Genomic DNA, 21,035 nt, shown 5'->3' on the forward strand with positions numbered 1-21,035 from the left:
AATCATTTCGGAGGGATAAGCCCGTGTATGCAGCTGGTGCAAATGGTTGGTGGCCCATCAACGTCGCCATCGTCACGATTGTCTTCATCGCCGTGTTGGTCATCCAGCATCGCAAGAAGAAGTAGCTAGACAGGAAAGGTCGGGCCTAGCTTCGGCTAGGCCCGCTTTACAGTTCCGTCAATCCACGAGTCGATGCGTCGCGCGACTTCGTGCCCTCTGCCCGCAGGGCGACGAGACGTTGGCTGCAAAAAGCTCAGCATGAGGGCCAGCACGGGTGTGGAGTGTCCGAAGCCCAGCTCATCCGTCCACTCGAGATATGCGTGCTCTCGCAACAACCTGACGTGCTCCCGATTGATGCGAGTCGTTCGGAACAGGCCACGGATGACAGCTTCGTCGTCAGAAAGAGTGAGGGATAAACGCAGGAGGCGAACAAGTAAGACGATGCACGCGCCTGCCAGAACACCGAACGCGATTTGCCCGGGAAGCCCAGAAATGAAGATGGTCGTGCCCCCGAAAACAACGACCATCCCAGCCGCCAGAAGACCGTAAAACGCTCTTGCCGCTGGGTCTAGGGAGATGATCTCGGGTGCCGGCACGTCCCCAACTATGCGGTACGGCCGCGACTGGCAGAGCGACAATGCGCCACATGCGTCGGAATACCCGCACCTCGAATGTGCACCGGGGTCTCTACGTTTCGATTTCAGTGTCCGATAGACGGTCGTTCATCGGGACACCTTCGCGGGCCGTTCTTGGCCGTCTGAGGGCAAGTAGCTCCTGACCTGCGGATTCGCGTATGCCTGTCCCGCAAAAAAGCCCGGTGACGGGGGGGCTAAACGCTACAGTCATCAGATGCTCATCGGATACGCCCGTGTCTCGACCTCGGGGCAGGACCTCGCAGCACAACGTGACGGTCTCAGGGCGCTAAGTGTTGATGATGATCACATCCATGTTGACCACGGGCTGTCGGGCACCACTCGCGCTCGGCCTGGCCTCCGCGAGGCGCTGGCAGCGTGCCGTGCTGGCGACGTCCTGGTCGTCACGAAGCTCGATCGCCTCGCCCGCTCACTGCGCGACGCGACGGACATCGCGGACGAGCTGACGAAGAAGGGCGTGGCCCTAAACCTCGGGGGAGCGGTCTACGACCCCACGGACCCTGTCGGCCGACTGCTCTTCAACGTGCTCGGCATGGTCGCCGAGTTCGAGGCCGACCTCATCCGAGCCCGCACCCGTGAGGGCATGGCGATCGCCAAGGCCGCTGGCAAGCTCCGTGGCCGTAAGCCGAAGCTGACTTCCTCGCAGCAGAAGCACCTGATGCAGCTGCATCGCACAGGCGCCCACACGACGAGCGAGATCGCGGAGCTATTCGGCGTCGCCCGCTCGACGGTCTACCGCGCGATTCAACGGGGGGAGCAGTCGTGAACGCGTTTGATGAGGGCTCGGCCTCCGAGCCTGTCCACTTCGAGCTGAGCGATGACGAGCGAACGTTGCTATGGCAAGGCCTCGGGCAATGGGGAGGCCCTGCTGATCTCACGGATGCGATGGCCGTCGCGATGGGGTTCACCAGCACGGCTGGTTTTTTCGAGGAGGAGGAGAGGTTGTCGGCTGCGCTGAAGGCGAAGGCTGCGCTGCCTCCGGAGGATTGGCGACGCATCCTCTTGGCAACTGAGATCGTGTTCGCCTCGGCCATCGTCGGAGCCGGCTCCTTGTGGCAGACGGTCACGGGCTTGGATGACGAGTCCACTTTTCGCATCCTCCGGAGCCTGCAGCAACGGTTCCCGGCGTCTTTCTGGTGATGGCCTCTCGATCCTCGACACTCCTGCCTTGAGAGGGCCGATAAGGGATGGCGAACCGGTCGGAGCGGTAGACTGACAGCAACAAAACCTCTACCGGCTCGGTGGAGGTTTTCTTGTATGACCACTCTCAAGCCGCCCACCATCTCCACCGCTGACGAGCGGCACCGCCCCGAGCTCGAACAGCTCTGGACCATGTTCCGCCACGAGATGTCCGCGTTCACCGGCACACTTCCTGACGAGCGCGGCCGCTTCCGGCAGGAACGACTCGACGCCGGCCTCTCGCAACCGGGCTGGTCGGCCCACATCTTCCGCTCGGGATCGCACCCGGTCGGGTTCGCGGTCCTGCGCGGGCTCGACGCTGACGAGCACATAATCAGCAGCTTTTTCGTCGCGCACGGCGCGCGGCGTTCTCGCATCGGACAAGTCGCCGTGACAGAACTGACCGCGGCACACCCTGGGCGGTGGGCCGTTGCCTACCAAGAACGCAACGACGTCGCAGCGAGGTTCTGGCGCAAGGTAGCGAGTGAGATCGACCCAACGTGCAGCTTCGAACAGCGCGATGTCCCTGGCCGCCCGGAGATGCCGGCCGACTCCTGGGCTCGGTTCAACGTCCGATAGACGATCGGTCAGCGGTCGAGGCCCTAGGGGCCCGTCCCACGGATCGTCCCTCCGGCTCAGGCCCCTAACAGAGAGACGGGCAGGGGAGGCTGGCTGTGAGCAGGAACATGCTCGCGTGGAAGGCCACAGCAGCAGCGCCAGTCAGCCAGAGCGCCGGAACAAGTGCGCGGTGGCCACGTAGCATGCGGCGCCCAGAAAGTGCGCACGCCAGGAGCCACAGCGACAACTGCACGCCTACCAGAATTGGCCTAGCCCACAGGAAGACGTCGCCCATGATGTCGCGCCAGAGAACTGCGACGACGATGACGACCAAGGTCGCTGCGAAGCCGACGATCAGGACCATGATCGCTCCCGCGTCGACCCTGGCTGAGATTCGCGGCGGCGCCAGCGGCTCGGCGGTGCTCATGACCCGAGACTAGACGGCTCGTCAATGTCGCCGACAGCCCCGTAGAGCCTCACAAGAAGGTGCCCGTTAGACGATCGGCGATAGGGCAAGCCCACTCTTGGTCACGGGAATCTCACGGGCCACGTGGCTTTCGTCTTTTCGTCGGTCAGACTTCAGGGCCTGGACGCTTTGCGGCGTCTCCACGAATTTCTCAGACGCGCTAAGTCGCCCCACTTTTCGGCTGCACGCAGGACGCCGAGAGCGAGCACGACGAGCAAGATGGTGGCGACGAGGACTCCGATGAGGGGGCTGCTGGTGCTGTCGTGGACGGTGTCGGTGCCGCCGAGGATGGCATCGGGTATCGCGTAGGAACGGGAGGTGCCGTCCGTTCCCACTGCCCCGTCGAGTCCGACGCTGCGGTAGGTCAACTGACCGTCGTCGCTCGTCCACGTGCCGACGCTCTGGCAGCCGTACCGGCCATCGCCTTCGCAACTCTCCTCGGTGAACGTGCCTGCCACATGCGCCTGAGTCGAGTCGTGGACGGCTGAGGCGAGAAGTAGAGCGACGACCAGCGCTGCTAGAGCGGCCCCGGCGTAGACCATGAGATGCCAGGCGCGCGTCCAGGGGCCCGAACGGTGGCAAGTTCTGTCAGGGCGCCGGTGTCTTGGGCTATAGAACCCATCATCCATTTCTGAGGGCACAACTTCGCTCACGCTGGCAAGCGTGGCACAACTCAAGGTCACCTCTGGCTATGCGCCCGTTAGGGGATCGGTCACCGGTCGAGACGGCCCAAGGCATCATTGGGGCATGAGAGCGGGAACAGTCACGTACAGGAAGACCTTCGCTGGTGTCTTGGCTGTTCTCAGCGATGTCGACCCGTACGGTCTCGAGCCTGGTACGCCGGACGGTGCTCCTTCGGATGAGTACGAGATGGAGGCAATCGACCTGGTTCGCCTTCTCCTCAAAGCCGGCGCCGTCACGACCCCTGATGTCGAGGCGGTCTGGATGCGCTGGTTCTCCGAGTCGCTCGTCCTTCGACTTGGACCGCCCCGAATGGCACAGCTCGTTGATCGCTTGAACGGGCTCATGGACGGCGTCCGATAAGGGATCGTCTTGCGGTGTTCCGTTGCCGGGCACGAGCTTTCGTCAGCCATTATGAAGGCATGACCAACTCGCGCCGTTCTTACTTCTTAGTCGGTGGCATCGTCCTCGCCTTGGCTGCGCTACTCAGCGGCGGCGGCCTGGTTTTCAACTGGCTATCTGATCCCAACGGGGGAGCGAACATTGGTGCCGGAATCCTCTTACTCGCTGGCCTACCAGTGGCTCTTATCGGCCTGATACTGCTGTTGGTCGATCTGATCCTTTACATTCCGGCGCGGGCCGACAGAAGGAAAGTGTCCCGGTAGGGGATCGCCTGCCGGCCTACTCGATGGCTTGAACGTGGTCCCATCTCGCGAGCGTGTGTGCTGGATGATGGACGCATGACGGTCCCCGAGGAATCGCCCCCGCTGCGGAGATCGAAATTCCGTAGCAGGGACGAGATGGCGGCGGCTGCCGAACGGAGCGTCCTCTCGGAGCACCCGGATCTGTCCCAGCGTGTTGTTGGAGTCATCGACGAGTACGGGACCACGACGTCGAGGATCATTAAGCAGCGGCTCCAACCAGGGGATGCGGACAAAGTCAGAGACGTTCGCTCGGTCCGCTGGCTGAATGTGCGAGGTATTCCCGGTGCCGTCTCTCTCCTCGCAACGTTCTTGGTCTTCGAAAACCTGAGTGGTGGCAGGTATCAGCCGCGGGCTGTCCCGTTCTCGAACATTACGGCCCCCATCCCGCATCCTCTCGACATCTGGGCCGCTGCGTGGGCTGGGGTGGCGCTGCTCGGCGCTTTCATCGGGGTCATGGCGGCAGATCGGTCGCGGCCGCCATACCTGCTCGGAGGGGCGGCGGCGCTGTCGATGCCGTCTGCGGTCATCGGTGTGTTCGATGAAGGCACGGCAGTCAACGAGCACATCGCACCGTGGCTCGGCACGTGGTCGTTGATGCTCCTCGTGCTTGCGGGATCGGCATTGGCAATGTGGTCACGGGGTCACCGACGCCGCCTCGCGGTGTCGGGGGGAGCGACTGCCAGGGTTGCCGCGGCGCGGGCGGGCGTAGAGGTCGAGCATGAACGTGCTCTGTACCGCCTCGCGGAACTGATGCCACCTCGCTCGCCAGAGGGGCGTGAGCTGCTCGCGGACCGTGACCGGGCTGTGGTCGCATCCCGTCGAGCGGCCGGCGCTTCTGCATGGGACTGGAGAAGGTCCGAAGGGCCGGTACCCGTCGGCGGCTTTATGTTGGCAGCAGAACACTCGGTCAGGTGCGCCGAGCTCGGACCGGCAGGATGAAGGTGTCCCGATAGACGATCGGCTACCGGGAGGCCGCCGAGCGGCCGCGGCGCAAGCCGCAGCGGCCTACGTGAAAAGCGCCAGGGGAAGCGACACCACGAAACACACGGGCGGCACGATCGCGATGCCACCACAGACGCCGGCCCATCGGCCAGTGCGGCCGCCTAGCGCGCCGGCGATGCGCGAGAACAATCGAGGCGACCAGCAGGAATGGCACGGCGAACCAGACTATTGAGGTCCACTCTGCGGCGGAGAACCAGAGCCACGAACCCTCGGCGCAGGCCGTGACGAAGCAGACGATGAGGGTCAGCGGGGCGAGCAATCGAGCCCGACCGGTCGGCTCGGACTCGGCGGCGGGGCCGCCTTCCGACCAGGCCGACGAGTCAGCGAGGGAGTCACGGTGGGGGAGCGCTGCCACCTCCGCCTCAGCCCGGCGGAGCAATTCGCGGTCGGCCTCGTTCATGCCCTGACCCTAGCGCTGGCGTGGCCACCGGCCGCGTTAGCGCCCTCGAATTTGCCTCGCATCCTCGATGACTCGACTCCAGAGCGTGTCCGATAGGGGATCGCCAAGAGGGACGTGGTTTGTGCCGTCGTGAGGACGGTCAGTCCTGGGGACGCTTCCTCGATTAGGGGCCATTGGGGGGCGTTGGATCATCGGCCTGGACGGTGGGCTCTCGCGGGCTATTCTTCCGACGTGAACGAGTACGCCCGTCCTGTCTTCGCAGGCGTCCGCGAAGGGGAGCGTTCCCACAACATGGGCGACCAGCCGACCTGGGATTCTGGGGAGCGGTTCCGCCCCGTTGGCGCTGTTGCGCAGGCTCTCATCGAGTATGTCGATCGGGAGTACGACGTCGTCATCGATGCTCCGATCGTGCTGCCGCCCACACACGCCCGGGGGCTCGGCCACGACGTGTCACGCATTGTTCGCATCTCGTCGCGTCGCTCCGGCGAGGTCACGGTGTGGCTGGTATTCGGCGCGGCGCCAGGAGTCATCTCTGTTTTCGTAGGGCTCTTCAGCCAGTTCGACATGTGGTTCTGCGGTTGTGACTTGTGCGATGAGACCTGGCAGGAGGTCGCCGACGCCTTGGAGGAAGTGTTCCTGCAGCTGGCCCGCGGTGGCGTGGCTGAAGGCCTTAAGCCGGGGCGGTCTGGACAAGCTCGGTGGTCTTTGACTAGCTCGAGCAGGGACTGGTCAGGCGTCATGCCACTCAAGGGCGTTCGCAGGCGTGAGCGACGCCTCTGGGCTGAGCGTCTGACTGAGTTGTCCGAAGGTCGTTGGTCCGGGTGGACCCCACGCCCGTAGGTCCTGCGCCACGCTGATCAAGACCACGCAACTTAACGCGAGGTGCTCCGTTCCGATAGGGGATCGCCCACTGAGTCACTTGCTGTGGTGCGAGCGCACTCGGAGTGGAGGCCGTCGTGGTCGTTCCGCATCGTCGGTGAACGTGGGCGGAAACGGTGCTCACGGTCGTACCGTCGAGGGATGCAGCAGCCCAGCGGCCTCGATCGGCTCGTATCGGAATGGCGGAGCTTCGGACCAGGAGGTGCGCGCTTCGTGCCGGGCTTCGACCCATCAGGTGGAGGAGCAGCGGCGAAAGTTCTCGTGCTGATGGAATCACCCGGTCCTGCCACGATCAGGCAGGGCGAGGACGCGATCAGCAGTGAGGACAACCCGGGGCCGACGGCGTCAGCGTTCAGGCGAGCACGGATCGAGTCGGGTCTGGGCAGGAGCGTCTACCTGCGATGGAACATCGTCCCGTGGGCCCTTGGTCGGGCGCCGACCGTCACCGATCTCGAAGACGCACGCCCTGCCCTCGCTCAGCTGCTCGGTTCTCTGCCGCAGCTGCGAGCGATCGTGACCTTCGGCACTCCGGCCCTGACGGGCGTGATGAGGTACTTCACCCTGGAACCGCGTGCGAGGGTCCTTCCCGTGCTCGCGGCACCCCATCTGTCGCCGGCGAACGCCACCCGTGCCGGCGAGAAGCACCTGCGGGCCGTCACGGCCCTACGGCACGCATCGCTTCTCTGATCATCTCGCCGAGGAGTGGGGGCTGTGCTGCAACGTGGCTATCACGGCGAGGAGATCCCGTGCCCCGGCGCTCGGACTTGCCGACCACACGGCGCGAAACGGTCGCCTCAGGTCGACGGCTGCCGGGACGGTGACGAGGCGCCCGGCGCGGAGGTCGTCCTCGACCAGCAACGAGCTGATGACTCCCGGGCCCACACCGCCGGCGATGGCCGCCCGGATGGCGCCCGTCGACGACAACTGCGCAGCGGGTTCTGCCATCAGGGCAGGGTCGATCCCCAGGGCGAGCTCGAGGGTCCGGCGGGTGCCCGAGCCCGACTCCCGAGACACGAGCGGTGTGGATGCGAGATGCGCTGCCGTCACGGGCTCGGACCTCGATGCCCATGCGTGCCCGGGCGAGACGACGACGAGCAGTTCGTCGACACCCAGGACGGTCGTGGCGAGCCCGTCGGCCTCATCGGGGGTCTCGGTGAACCCGAGGTGCGCGCGCCCCGAACGGACCTCGTCGACGACCCAGTCGCTGTTGCCCGATTCCAGGCGCACCCGGACACGATCCGCTGCCGCTGTCATCCAGCGGGGCATCAGCGCCTCTGACACCGTCTGACTCGCCGCGACGAGGAGAGCGTCGGAGGCGCCGGTCATCAGGGTGTGCAGCGATCGTTCGAAGGTGGTCGCCGCCTCGAGCAGGGGTCGGCCCCACTCGCACACCAGGAGTCCGTGCTCGGTGAGCGCCGAGCCGGCCCGAGAGCGGACGAGCAACGTGCGACCCAGCCGCCGCTCGGCGCTCGTGATGCGAGACGATGCCGCCTGCTGGCTGATGCCCACCGATGTCGCGGCACGGCCAAGACTGCCCGATCTCGAGATCGCCTCCAGCAGTCGGAGCGTCTCGAGGTCAACAGGGAGTCCGGTCACAAGAGTCGATTGTGACACCACAAGCATCCGCCCGTATCGGCAGCCGGACGCACGTACGAAGATCGAGGCATGCCTGCCACGATCACACCGGATGTCGCCCCACCCCGCACACGCGGTCTGTTCCGCCAGCTCGAGCACCGCGGGCAGATCGTGTCGAACCTGACCCCGAACTGGTTCGCGTCGATCATGGGGACGGGCATCGTCGCCAACGCCGCGGCGACCCTGCCGTTGCAGTTCCCGGGGCTGCGCCCCGCCGCGACCATCGTCTGGGCACTGGCCAGCGTGTTGTTGGTCGCTCTCAGCACGGCGACCGTCCTGCACTGGGTGCGTTACCGGGCCACCGCGCGGGGGCATCGACTCAATCCGGTGATGGCGCACTTCTACGGGGCACCGCCCATGGCGCTGCTGACCGTCGGCGCGGGAACCCTGCTCTTGGGGAAAGACGTCCTCGGTACGCCCCTGGCGGTCGGCATCGACTGGGTGTTGTGGACCATCGGTACGGTGCTCGGCCTCGTCAGCGCGATCGCGGTCCCGTACCTGACGTTCACCCGGCACGACACGGCCCCCGACAGTGCGTTCGGCGGCTGGCTCATGCCCGTGGTTCCCCCGATGGTGTCTGCCTCGACCGGTGCGCTGCTGCTGCCCTTCCTGCCCGCGGGGCAGGCAAGGCAGAACATGCTCTGGGGGTGCTACGCGATGTTCGGCTTGTCGTTGCTGGCGTCGATCGTGATCATCACGCTGATCTGGTCACGCCTGGCCCAGCACAAGATCGGCCCGGCCGGCATGGTCCCGACCCTCTGGATCGTCCTCGGCCCCCTGGGGCAGTCGATCACCGCGGCCAACCTTCTCGGTGGCAACGCCCACCTCGCCGTCGACCAGGAAACCTCGCACGCCCTGTTCGTCTTCGGGCTCGTCTACGGTGTGCCCACCCTGGGATTCGCCCTGATGTGGGCGGCACTGGCATCGGCCATCACCCTCCACACCATCCGCCAGGGGCTCCCGTTCTCACTCACCTGGTGGTCGTTCACCTTCCCCGTCGGCACCTGCGTGACAGGCCTGAACGGTCTGGCCCTGCACACGGGACTCGTCACGCTGCAGGTACTGGCGGTCGTGTTCTACATCGGGCTCGTCGGGGCCTGGATCACGGTCGCCGCGCGCACCTTCCACGGCAGCGTCATCCGCGGAACGCTCCTCGCGCCTCCCCGTCCCCTGCCCTGACCACGGACGACGAGGGTGCGTGGGGGAGCGACTCAGATCGAACAGGCGTCGTTCCAGTCACGGCGATAGGCCTCGGGGTCACTGACGTCGACGATGGCCGAGGCGGCGCCCTTGGGCTCGTCACGCGACCGGTAGCTCTCGAACGCCACCGCACTGCGGTCGTTGCTCGCCGGATCACGCACCCCGGAGGCCTCCACCCACAGAGTCCAGTTCCACCGCGTCCGGACGCCAGGCTGCAACGCGCCTTCGCCGACGACCAACAGCACGTCCGTGCCGGCGGGTGAAGACTCGAAGTCTGCGCCCGTGAATGATCGGACCGACGACGTGAGGCCTCTCGCGCTGATCTCCCGAGCCAACTGACTGCCCATGTCCGAGAGTTGCTCGCCAGCATCGCCATCCACAGCCACGATGCCTCCACCGGACGGAAGCCGACCCAGCATCTCGGAAACCAAGTCATGGATGACGGTGTTGCTCATGATGCTTTCTCCTGCGCACTTGTATGTCGAAACGGAAAGGGGAGTCGGCGGCCGCCGACTGGTGCGGCTGCACGAAGCGGCCGCGAACCTGATGCAACCACGAGCATGCCCCGACGGCAGCCCCCACGAGCATTCGCGACTCGTCAGCAGAAGGGTGTCATGACGTGCCGATGGTGAGGCCGACGAGCCCGGCAGCGACGGCGAGCAGCAGCATGCCCGCGCCGTTGGCGATTCCCGCGACCCATTTCTTCTCGGCTACGAGGCGCACGGTCTCGACGCTTGCGGTGCTGAACGTGGTGTAGCCGCCCATGAGCCCGCCGCCCGCGACGAGCAGCCACTCTCGGGGCATCCCCGCGTGGTCGGCGAGACCGGTGAGCAAGCCGAGCACGAACGACCCGCTGACGTTGATGACCAGGGTCGCCAGCGGGATGGGGGCCGACCACGTGCTGCGGACGACGCCGTCGACGACGAGGCGCAGGGCCGCACCCACGCCACCGGCGACCGCGATCGCGACGAAGAGCCACGGGGCGATCACGACGCCGCCTCAGAACGGCGATGGAGGGCGGCACCGCCGGTGATGCCGGCCCAGGAACCCACGGCGCCGAGCACGACCGATCCCACACCGTAGGCGATCGAGATTGGCAGCGCGTCACCGAGCAGGGTCGCGGTGTCGACCGCGAGGGCGCTGTAGGTGGTGAACCCGCCGAGAACGCCTGTTCCGACGAGGAGGCGCAGGTCGCGTCGGCGACCCGCGTCCGACCCTCGTCGCACCAGCGACTCAAGGAGCAGCCCGAGCGCGAACGCACCGACGACATTGATCAGCAGGATCGTGACGGGGATGCTGCCCGGGGCCGCGGGGAAGCTCAACGCCAGGGCTTCGCGCAATCCCGTGCCGATCGTGCCGCCGAGGGTGACGAATCCGATGAACCGCCACCGCAGGTGCACGGGCCTTTCGGTGCCCGTGGAGTCGTCGACATCGAGGTCCGGGTTCTGGCCCAGCCCGTCGAACTCGTCGCCTCTCCTCGAGGGCAGCGGCGGAAACGGTGAGTCGGGTGAGGGGGTGGTCATGCATCGTCCTTCGTGCTGAGGCCGTAGGGGAGTCCGGGCTGATCGGCTTCGATGTCGGTGAGGCGGTTGTACTTGCAGACCCGCTCCCCGCGTGCGGGGGCACCGGATTTGATCTGGCCGACCCCGGTGCCGACGACGAGGTCGGCGATGAACGTGTCGGTGGTCTCCCCGGAGCGGTGCGACACCATGCAGGCCATGCCGTGCGACCGAGCTGTGGCGATCGCGTCGAGGGTCTGGCTGACGGAGCCGATCTGGTTCGGCTTGATGAGGACGGCGTCCGACCAGCCCTTCTCGGCACCTTCGGCGATCCTTTCGGGGTCGGTCACGTAGAGGTCGTCGCCGACGAGCTGCACGCGGCCGCCGAACCTCGACGCCATCAGCGCCCACCCGTCGTGATCGTCCTCGTGGAACGCGTCCTCGATGCTCCTGATCGGGTACGCGTCGAGCAGTGCACCGTACCGGTCCGCGAGGGCCGCACGGTCGAGGTCCTGCCCGGCGACCCGATACCGGCCGTCTCCGTCGCCGAACCCGTTCGCGGCAGGGTCGAGGGCGATCGCGACGTCGTCGAGCGCCGCCCGGTGGCCGGCGTCGGTGATCGCCTGGACGATGAGGTCGAGGGCGTCCTCGGGGCTGCTGATCGCCGGGGCGAAGCCGCCCTCGTCGCCGAGGCCCGCGGTGCCGTAGCGGGTCTGTACGAGCGCTTTCAGGGCGTGGTAGACCTCTGCGCCGGTCTGCACCGCTTCCTCCTCACTGGTCGCCCCGACGGGAGCGATCATGAACTCCTGGAAATCGAGGTCGTTGGCTGCATGGGCGCCTCCGTTCAGGACGTTGAAGTGCGGGACGGGGAGCGATTCGTTCGCCCCCGACAGCAGGGCGATCCACCGGTGCAGTGGCAGGCCGGCTTCGCGGGCCAGCGCTCGGGACGCCGCGATCGACGTGGCGACGACGGCGTTGGCGCCGAGCCGCGACCAGTTCGGGGTGCCGTCGAGGTCGGCGAGGGCACGGTCGATCTCGCTGATCCCGGCCCAGGGGCGTGAGGTCAAGAGGTCGCTGATCTCGGTGGTGACCATCTCTGCCGCTTTCCGGACGCCTTTGCCACCGAACGCTGCACCTCCGTCTCGGAGTTCCACGGCCTCGTGGGCACCGGTCGAGGCTCCTGCGGGGGCGGCGCCCGAGACGAGGGTGCCGTCGGCGAGTTCGAGGTCGACTTGCACGGTGGGGAATCCGCGTGAGTCCAAGATCGACCGCCCGAGGGCGGACACGATCTGGACGGGGTGTGCACCGCCGTGGGTGACGTAGGTGCCGACGTCATGGGTGTGGACGGTGCGGTTGCTGATGTAGTCGTTCATGTCAGGTTCCTCCTTCGTGGGTGATGACCGCGGCGGCGAGGGCCGCTGCGGCCGGGTCGAGATACGTGCCGCCCCGCGTCAGCGGATGCCCGTCGGAGGCGAGGTCGTAGATCAGGGGGTGGCCGGTCGGGATGTTGAGTGCGGCGACCTCGAGTGGGGTGAGCGCGTCGAGCAACAGGCAGAGTGCGCGGAGGCTGTTGCCGTGGCCCACCACGAGCACGGTGCCGCCGGGGGCACCGGCCTTGACCGCCTCGGCGACGGGGCGGACCCGGACGATGACGTCGAGCAGGCTCTCGGCCCGGGTGCGGTTCGAGGGATCCACCTGACGAAGGGCGTCCTGAGCCCACAGCTTCGCGAACTGCGCGTCGGAGGACGGCGGGGGCGGGATGTCCAGTGAGCGCCGCCACAGGGTGAAGTCCTCCTCGCCGGCTGAGCGGCGAACATCCGCCTTCGTCCGTCCGGTCAGGTCGCCGTAGTCGCGTTCCCGGAGTCGCACGTCGACGGTGGCGGGCACGGTCCACTGGTTCTCGGACACCATGATGCGGGCAGTCTCGGTCGCACGGGCCAGCGGTGAGCACAGGATCGATGCCGGGCGGAAACCCGTCTCGTCGAGCAGGTGTGCAGCACGGCGGGCTTCTTCACGGCCTCCGGTCGTGAGGGGTGAGTCGGTGATGCCTGTGAACAGCCCGTCGGCATTGGCCTGGCTCTGGCCGTGTCGCACGAGGGCGATCCGGGTCGTCACGGCCGGGCCTTCGAGACCGGCACCACGAGCACCGGCACGGGTTGATGGTGCATGAGGAACGATGCCGTGGACCCGTGCAGTGCAGCCTTCAGGCCCGCGGCGAGACCGTTCGAGGATCCGACGACGATCATCACGGCGTGCGTGTCGGCGGCGACGCGGGCCAACGCCTTCGCGGGGTCACCGGCGAGGACACGGACGTCGACCGTGATCTGCGCGTCGGTGCGGAGCCGGGCTGCCGTCGCCTCGAGGGCAGATCTGGCGGCGGCGACGTCGTCGTACTCGTCTGGGTCGAGGGGAACGGTCGCCCCTCGGCCGCTGGCGTCGTCGGGGTCAGCGGGGACGCGGGAGTCGTCGACCTGCACGACGACGAGTTGTGCCGACAGCCGGGCCGCGAACCGGGCGGCGTTCGAGAGAACGGTGTCGGCCGTCCGGGTATGAGCTCCGACGACGATGGTGTCGGTGGTCATCTGGTCTCCTATCTCGGTTCCTGGGCACGCCAGTGGATGAGATAGGGACTGTTGTCGACCTGAGTCGAGGTTGGTGACGGCGAGCCCCACCGCCGTGGCGTCTCCGCCAGGCTCAGTCAAGCACTGATCCGACCAAGCTGCACCTGCTGATACAACATTCTTTTCGACCAAGAAAAGGGTGTGGTGGCCTGTCCCGATAGGGGATCGCTATCCGGCCACCGCCGGCGCGGGTGCGTCGAGGGCGAGTGTGACGCCCACGGCGCCCAAGAGGGTTCCGGTGGCCCACCGCTGCCAGCGCATCCAGCTCGGCTTGCAGCGGAGGAAGACCGCGATGGACCCGGCGGCGACGATGATGCCGGCGTTGACGGTGAGGCTGACGGCGATCTGGACGGTTCCGAGCTGAAAGCCCTGGGCGACGACGCCGCCGGCGTTCTGGTCGACGAACTGGGGGATGAGGGCGAGGTACATGATCGCCGCCTTCGGGTTCAGCAGGTTCGTCACGAGCCCCATGCGGAAGAGCTTGGCCGTGGAGTCGCGGGGCAGATCACGAGTGTCGAAGACGGAGACGCCTCCGGGTCGCAGCGTCTTGTAGGCCAGCCAGAGCAGATAGGCGGCGCCGGCGACCTTCAGGGCCGTGTAGAGCCAGGGCACGACGAGGAACACCGCGGCGAGGCCGACGTTGGCCATCGTCATGTAGACGACGAAGCCGATCGCGGTGCCGGCCAGCGACACCAGGCCCGCGCGACGGCCCTGGCTGATGCTGCGCGAGACGAGGTACATCATGTTCGGCCCGGGGGTGAGCACCATGCCCAGCGCGACGAGGGCCATGGCGGAGGCGGCGGTCAGCGAGATCATGCCGGTGTCTTTCTCGAGGGGGTGGAGGCGTCTTCATCGGCACCCGTCGTGCTCCCAGCTTGGCGCACGCCCTGGCCTCAGGTGAACCAAGGCCCCCCGGTGATCATCAGGCGGTCGATGCGCGTTCCTGAACTCTGCTGGAGCGCGCGGGAAGACTGCCTTCGGCAGCCCACCAGCTGAACTCCCCGATCATGACCGCGGGCCGATCGTCATCTGGACCACCCGCCAGCTGAGGGGCTACAGGTAGTTCTCGCAGTGCAGCCAACGGTCGGCGCGGTGCGTCAACCCGGCAGCTCGGAGGTCGTCTTCTCGCTCCCGCAGCGTGTCGAAACCCACGGTGTTGATGTCATTGACGAGCTGGTCCCGTCGGCGGTCCTGGCCGGCGATGTAGTCGTCGCGAATGGACTGCACCCACTCCAGCGCCTCGAGTAGCTCGATGACGGGCATCTCCCGGAAACGGGTCGATGCGTCGCGAGGCTCCAGGTTCGCTTCCGTGCTTCTCCTGGGCATGCGACCGGGTCGAATCCTCCTGCTCACACGCGCGAGCATATTCGAGGGCTGCGAGGGGGAGGTGACTCAAGCGGCCTTCGTTCTTCCAGGATCGTCGCAGCGTTACTCCTCACCCCTCCGCCCCGAACAGCTCCTGGACTTCGACGAGGGTATGACAGAGGCGCTGTTCGTCGGGCTGCGAGAGATCGGTCACCGCGTAGGCGTCCGTCACCCTCTGCACGAAGCCGACGAGGACGTCGATCCCGGTCTTGCCGTTCCGGTAGTCGAGGACGCGCCAGGTGCCCTCGGCGATCGGGTCGAGCAAGATCATGGGCATGGCGCGGGGGAGGCGGCCGGCGGCAGGGGTTGCTCGATCATCGTGGTCGCCTCTCGGATCTCGATGGCGCCCGGGCGCCACGAGAGTGGTGGGTGGGAGCGGCCTCGTGGGCGAGCCGATGTCGCACGTGGCCGGCGACGGAGTCGGCTCGTCCCGTGACGGCGACGAGCAGGACGAAGGCGACGAGGTGAGCGAAACCGCGGGTGGGGATCGGCATGGATCGTGTCTATGCCCGGGGCCGGATGCGCGAAGAGGGGTTGCCGAGAACCCCCGCTCGGAGGTAAGGCCGATCGCGTCGCGGTGCCGTCAGTGGAACGGGCACCGGGAAGGCGCTCCGGCTGCGCGGACCCGGCCGCCGGACGACGGTTTCGTGGGCAGCCGTCGCCGGTCGACGTCGAGCCCGTCGTCGAGGATCGCCAGGCGAGGGTCGCTGAGCGCGGTGACGGCGGCGGCGAGGCCGGCGATGGCGAGCTTCTCACCGGGGCATCGGTGTCCGCCCGCAGGGTCCCCGCCACCGTGAGGGATGAACGTCGAGATCGCCTCGTAGTCGTCGACGCCCACGAAACGTTCCGGATCGAATTCGGAGGCGCGGTTCCAGGAGGCGTCATCCGTGTCGGTGCCGAGGATGTCGAGCAGGACCCGCCCGCCGGCGGGGAGCTCCCGTCCGTCGATCTCGACGTCGTGGCGCGCCCAGCCGGGCAGCATCGGGACGAACGGCGCGGTCCGCCGGACCTCCTGCGCGAACGCGACGGCGAGCGGCCCACCGGTCGACGTTCCACGGTCGGTGGCTTCCTCGGCGATCCGCCTCCGCCACTCGGGGTGGTCGTGCAGTGCCTTCGCGGCGAACGCGACGAAGCGGGCCACCGCGATCATCGGGCGGACGCTGTTCTGCAGCTCGATCCCCGCCAGCTTCGCGGGCAGCAGCTCGCCCTCGGGGTCCCGGTGCCGAGCCCACTCGTCGAGGGCCGTGCCTTCCCCGGGCTCGAGAGCGCCGGCGCGAACCGCCTCGACGAGGCGGCGAGCGTGCCGATCGGACCAGGCACGGTTCACCGCTGCCAGCAGGTACTCGGGGGAGTACGGCACACCGAAGCCGTCGACGATCTGCGCGAGGCGGGCCGACCAGCGGGTCCGCGCCTCCGGGGTTCCCGGCAGGCCCGCCCACCTCATGCTCGCGCGACCGAACGCCCCGACGGCTGCATCGTAGGCGGAGCGTCGACCCCCGGACAGCCAGGCATCGATCTCGTGCCGCCACTCCCGTTCGAGCAGGGGCGTCAGCCGGGCGACCTGTTCGTCCTCGTACGCGACGTCGAGGAACGTCGCTTTGCGGTGCCGGTGTTCCGCTCCGTCGAGGCTGTGCACGGACCCGGTGCCGAAGAGCGTCTGCTGGACGATCGCGGGCATGGCCCCGTGCCGAGCGATCTGCCGTTCGTCGTAGAAGAGCTCGACGGCCTCGGCACCCCGAACCAGCAGCGCCTCCCGCCCGAGCAGGCGGAGAGGCACGGCCCGGGCGCCCGTCCGCGTTCGCTCCCAGAGGCGCGCACCGAAACCGTAACCCCGGGTGAGCAGGGCGATCGAGTCGTCGCGAAGCGGGTTCGTCCTGGGTGTCGAGGGGAACATGCGGCCATCGTGCCAGCGCTCGCGCACTCGCGCCCAGGCGATCTCGCCGAGGTCACGGCCATCCGTCGGAGCGTCGTCGCCGTCGTCGCGCCTCCCGTCCCCGGTGGGCGTGTGGTGAGCGTGTGGTGTCCGTGAGGAAGACGGCGATTGCCGTAGGGAAGACGTAAGGGCCCGCGATCGGCGAGGCGGCGCGGTGTCTACTGACTCGCTGTGCCCACGACGGGCACCGGGCCGTCCGGCCCGTCGATCGTCCTCCTTGGAGTCGTAGTGCTCGACATCGTGTACGTGCTCGCCGTCATCGCTGTGTTCGCAGTGGTGTCCCTCGTGGCGAAGGGGGTCGAGAAGCTGTGATCGTGTTCAGCATCGGGGCCGCCGTCCTCGCCGTGGCCGCCCTGGCGTACCTCGTGTACGCCCTCGTGAAGCCCGAGCGCTTCTGATGGACGCTCTGTTCGGCATCCTCCAGATCCTCACGGTCGTCGTGGTCCTCGTCGTCGCGTACCGCCCCCTCGGCGACCACATGGCGAGGATCTTCACCACCGCGAGGGACGCCCGCGTCGAGCGCGGTTTCTACCGCCTCGTCGGCGTCGACCCGACGTCGGAACAGACCTGGCCGGCCTACCTCCGAGGCGTCCTGACGTTCTCGGTGGTCGGGGTCCTCCTCGTCTACGCGATCCAGCGCCTCCAGGCGTTCCTGCCGTACTCGCTCGGCTTCCCGGCCGTGCCCGGGGGCCTGTCGTTCAACACCGCGGCCTCCTTCGTCACGAACACCAACTGGCAGTCGTACTCGCCCGACGTGACCCTCGGCTACGCCGTCCAGCTCGGCGGACTCGCCGTCCAGAACTTCGTCTCCGCGGCCGTCGGCATCGCCGTCGCCGTCGCACTGATCCGCGGGCTCGCCCGGGCGAGGAGCGGCACGCTCGGCAACTTCTGGGTCGACCTGACCCGCTCGATCACGCGTCTCCTCCTGCCCCTGGCCTTCGTGTCGGCGATCGTCCTGGTCGCCGGCGGCGTGATCCAGGACTTCGCGGGATTCACCGATGTCACGACCCTCACCGGCGGCAGCGCGACGATCCCCGGCGGCCCCGCGGCCTCGCAGGAGGCGATCAAGCTGCTCGGCACGAACGGCGGCGGCTTCTTCAACGCCAACAGCTCGCACCCGTTCGAGAACCCGACCGCCTGGACGAGCGTGTTCCAGGTCGTGCTGATGCTCGTCATCCCGTTCTCGCTGCCTCGCACCTTCGGCCGCATGGTCGGCTCCACGAAGCAGGGCGTCGCGATCGCGGCGGTGATGACGACGATCTTCGCCGTCTCGCTCAGCGCCATGACGTGGTTCGAGCTGCGGGGCGCCGGCACGGCGACCCAACTCGCCGGCGGCGCGATGGAGGGCAAGGAGGCGCGGTTCGGCATCTGGGGATCGACCCTCTTCGGGACCACCTCCACGCTGACCTCGACGGGTGCCGTCAACTCGATGCACGACTCGTACACCGCGCTCGGCGGCATGATGGCGATGCTGAACATGATGCTCGGCGAGATCGCCCCCGGCGGCGTCGGCTCCGGCCTGTACGGCATGCTCGTGCTCGCCGTGATCACGGTGTTCATCGCCGGCCTGCTCGTCGGCCGCACCCCCGAGTACCTCGGCAAGAAGATCGGGCCGCGCGAGATCAAGCTCGCCAGCCTCTACATCCTCGTCACGCCGACCATCGTGCTCGCCTCCACGGCACTGAGCTTCGCGATCCCCGCCGTGCGCGCCGACGTCGAGGGCACGTCGATCTGGAACCCGGGCCTGCACGGCTTCAGCGAGGTGCTCTACGCCTTCACCTCCGCCGCGAACAACAACGGCTCGGCGTTCGCAGGCCTGACGGCGAACACGCCGTGGTTCAACACCACCCTCGGCGTCGCGATGCTGCTCGGACGGTTCCTCCCGATCGTGCTCGTGCTCGCCCTCGCCGGCTCCTTCGCCGCACAGGACAGGGTCCCCGCCACCGCCGGGACCCTGCCCACCCACCGCCCGCAGTTCGTGGGCCTGCTCACCGGCGTCTCGGTGATCATCACCGCGCTGACCTACTTCCCCGTCCTCGCACTGGGACCGCTCGCCGAAGGGCTGAAGTGACCATGTCCGTATCCACCGACACCCCCACCACCGACCACGAACGCGAGGGCGACCAGGCCCCGACGAACCGAGGAGGCGCGTTCGGCGCCGCCCAACTCGTCGCGGCCCTGCCCGGCGCCTTCCGCAAACTCGACCCGCGCGAGATGTGGCACAACCCCGTCATGTTCATCGTCGAGGTCGGCGCCGCCTACACGACGGTCCTCGCGATCGCCGGTCTCTTCACCGGTCCCGAGACCTCGGGCGGCTCGCCCGTCCCCGGCTCCTTCACCTGGGCCATCGCCGTCTGGCTCTGGCTCACCGTCGTCTTCGCCAACCTCGCCGAGTCCGTCGCCGAGGGGCGCGGCAAGGCACAGGCCGAGACCCTCAAGGCGACCCGCACCAGCACCACCGCCCGGCGCGTGGTCTCGTACGACGCGACGTCCGACGCCGATGCCGAGCGCGCCTCCTCGGAGTCGGTGTCCTCGGCCGACCTGACGCTCGGCGACACGGTCGTCGTGACCGCCGGCGAGCTGATCCCGGGTGACGGCGACATCGTCTGGGGCATCGCGAGCGTCGACGAGTCGGCCATCACGGGCGAGTCCGCCCCGGTGATCCGCGAGTCGGGCGGCGACCGCAGCGCGGTCACCGGCGGCACCCGCGTGCTGTCCGACCGGGTCGTCGTGCGCATCACGAGCAAGCCCGGCGAGACCTTCGTCGACCGCATGATCCGTCTCGTCGAGGGAGCCTCGCGTCAGAAGACGCCGAACGAGATCGCGCTGAACATCCTGCTCGCGAGCCTGTCCATCGTCTTCGTCGTCGTGACGCTGACGCTCAACCCCATCGCGGCCTACAGCGACGCGTCGGTGAGCATCCCCGTGCTCATCGCCCTGCTTGTCTGCCTCATCCCCACGACGATCGGTGCGCTGCTCAGCGCCATCGGCATCGCGGGCATGGACCGTCTCGTGCAGCGCAACGTGCTCGCGATGTCGGGCCGCGCGGTCGAGGCCGCGGGTGACGTCACGACGCTGCTGCTCGACAAGACCGGCACCATCACCTACGGCAACCGGCAGGCGGCCGAGTTCACCCCGCTCGACGGCATCGCCCGCGCCGAACTCGTCGACGCCGCCGCCCGGTCCTCGCTCAGCGACCCGACCCCCGAGGGCAAGTCGATCGTCGACCTCGCCCTCACGACGGGGTGGCACGACGCCGACGGTCGGCCGGGAGAGATCGTGCCCTTCACCGCCCAGACCCGCATGTCGGGCCTCGACCTGCCCGACGGCACGCAGATCCGCAAGGGCGCCGGCGCCTCCGTCATCGCCTGGGTCGAGGAGGACCGCCCTTTCGCCGGCGCCGAGCACGACGAACTGCAGGCCCGCATCGACGAGATCTCGAACGCCGGAGGGACCCCCCTGGTCGTCGCGATCAAGAGCACGGCCTCGGACGCTCGCGTCCTCGGCGTCGTGTACCTCAAGGACGTCGTCAAGGCCGGCCTGCGCGAACGGTTCGCCGAGCTGCGCAGCATGGGCATCCGCACGGTCATGATCACCGGTGACAACCCCCTGACCGCCAAGGCGATCGCGGCCGAGGCCGGCGTCGACGACTACCTCGCCGAGGCCACCCCGGAGGACAAGCTCGCCCTCATCCGCCGGGAACAAGAAGGAGGCGCGCTCGTCGCGATGACCGGCGACGGCACCAACGACGCCCCGGCCCTGGCCCAGGCCGACGTCGGCGTCGCGATGAACACCGGCACCTCGGCCGCCAAGGAGGCCGGCAACATGGTCGACCTCGACAGCGACCCGACGAAGCTGATCGACATCGTCCGCATCGGCAAGCAGTTGCTCATCACCCGGGGTGCCCTCACGACGTTCTCGATCGCCAACGACGTCGCGAAGTACTTCGCGATCATCCCGGCCATGTTCGCCGGGGTGTTCCCGGGCCTCGGGCTGCTGAACGTCATGCAGCTGTCCTCTCCGGCCTCGGCGATCCTGTCGGCGATCGTGTTCAACGCTCTCGTGATCGTCGTGCTCATCCCGCTCGCCCTGCGCGGCGTGGCGTACCGGGCGGCGTCGGCGTCGTCGATCCTGTCGCGCAACCTCCTCGTCTACGGACTCGGCGGCGTCGTCGCCCCGTTCGTCGGCATCAAGATCATCGACCTGATCGTCAGCCTGCTGCCCGGCTTCTGAGCCGGCGCGGACGACCAACGAGAGAGA

27 protein-coding genes and 1 pseudogene are annotated in these 21,035 nt (G+C 67.8%); 13 read left to right on the forward strand and 15 right to left on the reverse strand.

Annotated elements, in window-relative coordinates; all coding sequences use genetic code 11:
• The first annotated feature begins 849 nt into the window (after positions 1–849).
• The 3 genes from HQQ78_RS14760 (at position 850) to HQQ78_RS14770 (ending at position 2,411) form a co-directional block, all read left to right on the forward strand.
• Positions 850–1,419, forward strand: a complete 570-nt coding sequence (locus tag HQQ78_RS14760; RefSeq protein WP_173154433.1) for a recombinase family protein — start codon at positions 850–852, stop codon at positions 1,417–1,419.
• A complete protein-coding gene (locus HQQ78_RS14765; RefSeq protein WP_173154436.1) occupies positions 1,416–1,793 on the forward strand; it encodes a hypothetical protein in 378 nt (125 codons plus the stop codon). Before HQQ78_RS14760 ends, HQQ78_RS14765 begins: the two co-directional genes overlap by 4 nt.
• Before the next feature lie 117 nt (positions 1,794–1,910).
• On the forward strand, positions 1,911–2,411 hold the full coding sequence (locus HQQ78_RS14770; protein ID WP_173154439.1) for a GNAT family N-acetyltransferase: 501 nt from the start codon (positions 1,911–1,913) through the stop codon (positions 2,409–2,411).
• Positions 2,412–2,475: 64 nt separating this feature from the next.
• On the opposite strand, the gene HQQ78_RS14775 is transcribed toward HQQ78_RS14770, so the two are convergent.
• Both HQQ78_RS14775 and HQQ78_RS14780 read right to left on the reverse strand, forming a co-directional pair.
• Positions 2,476–2,817 (reverse strand): hypothetical protein, encoded by a 342-nt coding sequence (locus HQQ78_RS14775; protein WP_173154442.1) that lies wholly within the window; start codon positions 2,815–2,817, stop codon positions 2,476–2,478.
• Positions 2,818–2,969: 152 nt separating this feature from the next.
• Positions 2,970–3,314, reverse strand: a complete 345-nt coding sequence (locus HQQ78_RS14780) for a hypothetical protein (RefSeq protein ID WP_173154445.1) — start codon at positions 3,312–3,314, stop codon at positions 2,970–2,972.
• A 205-nt stretch (positions 3,315–3,519) separates the two neighbouring features.
• Here HQQ78_RS14780 and HQQ78_RS14785 point away from each other — a divergent pair, with 205 nt between their 5' ends.
• The 3 genes from HQQ78_RS14785 (at position 3,520) to HQQ78_RS14795 (ending at position 5,180) form a co-directional block, all read left to right on the forward strand.
• Positions 3,520–3,900: a hypothetical protein gene (locus HQQ78_RS14785; RefSeq protein WP_173154448.1), complete on the forward strand. Its 381-nt coding sequence runs from the start codon at positions 3,520–3,522 to the stop codon at positions 3,898–3,900.
• 59 nt (positions 3,901–3,959) lie between these two features.
• Positions 3,960–4,202 (forward strand): hypothetical protein, encoded by a 243-nt coding sequence (locus tag HQQ78_RS14790; RefSeq protein WP_173154451.1) that lies wholly within the window; start codon positions 3,960–3,962, stop codon positions 4,200–4,202.
• Between the two features lie 75 nt (positions 4,203–4,277).
• Complete coding sequence (locus tag HQQ78_RS14795) at positions 4,278–5,180, forward strand: hypothetical protein (protein ID WP_173154454.1); 903 nt, start codon at positions 4,278–4,280, stop codon at positions 5,178–5,180.
• Positions 5,181–5,202: 22 nt separating this feature from the next.
• On the opposite strand, the gene HQQ78_RS14800 is transcribed toward HQQ78_RS14795, so the two are convergent.
• Positions 5,203–5,643: a hypothetical protein gene (locus tag HQQ78_RS14800; protein ID WP_173154457.1), complete on the reverse strand. Its 441-nt coding sequence runs from the start codon at positions 5,641–5,643 to the stop codon at positions 5,203–5,205.
• A gap of 231 nt (positions 5,644–5,874) precedes the next feature.
• Between HQQ78_RS14800 and HQQ78_RS14805 the strand changes: the two genes are divergently transcribed.
• Both HQQ78_RS14805 and HQQ78_RS14810 read left to right on the forward strand, forming a co-directional pair.
• Complete coding sequence (locus HQQ78_RS14805) at positions 5,875–6,483, forward strand: DUF6226 family protein (RefSeq protein WP_173154461.1); 609 nt, start codon at positions 5,875–5,877, stop codon at positions 6,481–6,483.
• Positions 6,484–6,663: 180 nt separating this feature from the next.
• A complete protein-coding gene (locus tag HQQ78_RS14810; RefSeq protein ID WP_173154464.1) occupies positions 6,664–7,209 on the forward strand; it encodes a uracil-DNA glycosylase family protein in 546 nt (181 codons plus the stop codon).
• Here HQQ78_RS14810 and HQQ78_RS16075 read toward each other — a convergent pair whose 3' ends face one another.
• Entirely contained in the window at positions 7,210–7,848 is a 639-nt protein-coding gene (locus tag HQQ78_RS16075; RefSeq protein WP_254065136.1) for a LysR substrate-binding domain-containing protein, read from the reverse strand.
• Between the two features lie 84 nt (positions 7,849–7,932).
• Positions 7,933–8,145: pseudogene (locus tag HQQ78_RS16525) on the reverse strand (LysR family transcriptional regulator); the annotation flags it as partial.
• Positions 8,146–8,187: 42 nt separating this feature from the next.
• On the opposite strand from HQQ78_RS16525, the gene HQQ78_RS14820 reads away from it, so the two are divergent.
• Positions 8,188–9,336: a TDT family transporter gene (locus tag HQQ78_RS14820; protein ID WP_123570949.1), complete on the forward strand. Its 1,149-nt coding sequence runs from the start codon at positions 8,188–8,190 to the stop codon at positions 9,334–9,336.
• Positions 9,337–9,368: 32 nt separating this feature from the next.
• Here the strand turns inward: HQQ78_RS14820 and HQQ78_RS14825 are convergent, their stop codons facing one another.
• From HQQ78_RS14825 to HQQ78_RS14870, 10 genes are all read right to left on the reverse strand, one after another.
• Positions 9,369–9,812, reverse strand: coding sequence for a hypothetical protein (locus HQQ78_RS14825; protein ID WP_056228989.1), 444 nt, complete (start codon positions 9,810–9,812; stop codon positions 9,369–9,371).
• Positions 9,813–9,969: 157 nt separating this feature from the next.
• Positions 9,970–10,347 carry a CrcB family protein gene (locus HQQ78_RS14830; RefSeq protein ID WP_307785063.1) on the reverse strand — a complete coding sequence of 126 codons (378 nt, stop codon included), beginning with the start codon at positions 10,345–10,347 and terminating at the stop codon, positions 9,970–9,972.
• On the reverse strand, positions 10,344–10,880 hold the full coding sequence (locus tag HQQ78_RS14835; RefSeq protein WP_082452596.1) for a CrcB family protein: 537 nt from the start codon (positions 10,878–10,880) through the stop codon (positions 10,344–10,346). The genes HQQ78_RS14830 and HQQ78_RS14835 overlap by 4 nt, the downstream gene beginning before the upstream one ends.
• Complete coding sequence (eno, locus tag HQQ78_RS14840; RefSeq protein WP_173154466.1) at positions 10,877–12,229, reverse strand: phosphopyruvate hydratase; 1,353 nt, start codon at positions 12,227–12,229, stop codon at positions 10,877–10,879. The genes HQQ78_RS14835 and eno overlap by 4 nt, the downstream gene beginning before the upstream one ends.
• 1 nt (position 12,230) lies before the next feature.
• Positions 12,231–12,971: a 2,3-bisphosphoglycerate-dependent phosphoglycerate mutase gene (locus tag HQQ78_RS14845; protein WP_173154469.1), complete on the reverse strand. Its 741-nt coding sequence runs from the start codon at positions 12,969–12,971 to the stop codon at positions 12,231–12,233.
• On the reverse strand, positions 12,968–13,438 hold the full coding sequence (locus HQQ78_RS14850) for a universal stress protein (RefSeq protein ID WP_173154472.1): 471 nt from the start codon (positions 13,436–13,438) through the stop codon (positions 12,968–12,970). Before HQQ78_RS14850 ends, HQQ78_RS14845 begins: the two co-directional genes overlap by 4 nt.
• Before the next feature lie 207 nt (positions 13,439–13,645).
• On the reverse strand, positions 13,646–14,293 hold the full coding sequence (locus HQQ78_RS14855) for a LysE family translocator (protein ID WP_173154475.1): 648 nt from the start codon (positions 14,291–14,293) through the stop codon (positions 13,646–13,648).
• A gap of 237 nt (positions 14,294–14,530) precedes the next feature.
• Positions 14,531–14,803, reverse strand: coding sequence for a hypothetical protein (locus tag HQQ78_RS14860; protein ID WP_173154478.1), 273 nt, complete (start codon positions 14,801–14,803; stop codon positions 14,531–14,533).
• Positions 14,804–14,912: 109 nt separating this feature from the next.
• The gene (locus HQQ78_RS14865) at positions 14,913–15,119 is read right to left on the reverse strand and encodes a hypothetical protein (protein WP_173154481.1); all 207 of its coding nucleotides are present in this window, start codon (positions 15,117–15,119) and stop codon (positions 14,913–14,915) included.
• 306 nt (positions 15,120–15,425) lie between these two features.
• Positions 15,426–16,736 (reverse strand): cytochrome P450, encoded by a 1,311-nt coding sequence (locus tag HQQ78_RS14870; protein WP_173154484.1) that lies wholly within the window; start codon positions 16,734–16,736, stop codon positions 15,426–15,428.
• Between the two features lie 210 nt (positions 16,737–16,946).
• Here HQQ78_RS14870 and HQQ78_RS16530 point away from each other — a divergent pair, with 210 nt between their 5' ends.
• Genes HQQ78_RS16530 through kdpB form a run of 4 tightly spaced genes read left to right on the forward strand, consistent with a single transcriptional unit; the run spans position 16,947 to position 21,008 of the window.
• Complete coding sequence (locus HQQ78_RS16530; RefSeq protein WP_156155567.1) at positions 16,947–17,087, forward strand: hypothetical protein; 141 nt, start codon at positions 16,947–16,949, stop codon at positions 17,085–17,087.
• Positions 17,084–17,173, forward strand: coding sequence for a K(+)-transporting ATPase subunit F (kdpF, locus tag HQQ78_RS16535; RefSeq protein WP_071257733.1), 90 nt, complete (start codon positions 17,084–17,086; stop codon positions 17,171–17,173). The genes HQQ78_RS16530 and kdpF overlap by 4 nt, the downstream gene beginning before the upstream one ends.
• Positions 17,173–18,846 (forward strand): potassium-transporting ATPase subunit KdpA, encoded by a 1,674-nt coding sequence (gene kdpA, locus HQQ78_RS14885; RefSeq protein ID WP_173154487.1) that lies wholly within the window; start codon positions 17,173–17,175, stop codon positions 18,844–18,846. Before kdpF ends, kdpA begins: the two co-directional genes overlap by 1 nt.
• A gap of 2 nt (positions 18,847–18,848) precedes the next feature.
• Entirely contained in the window at positions 18,849–21,008 is a 2,160-nt protein-coding gene (gene kdpB / locus HQQ78_RS14890) for a potassium-transporting ATPase subunit KdpB (protein ID WP_173154490.1), read from the forward strand.
• The last annotated feature ends 27 nt before the right edge of the window (positions 21,009–21,035 follow it).

The organism is Frigoribacterium sp. VKM Ac-2859, assembly GCF_013204925.1.
Taxonomy (GTDB): Bacteria; Actinomycetota; Actinomycetes; order Actinomycetales; family Microbacteriaceae; genus Frigoribacterium.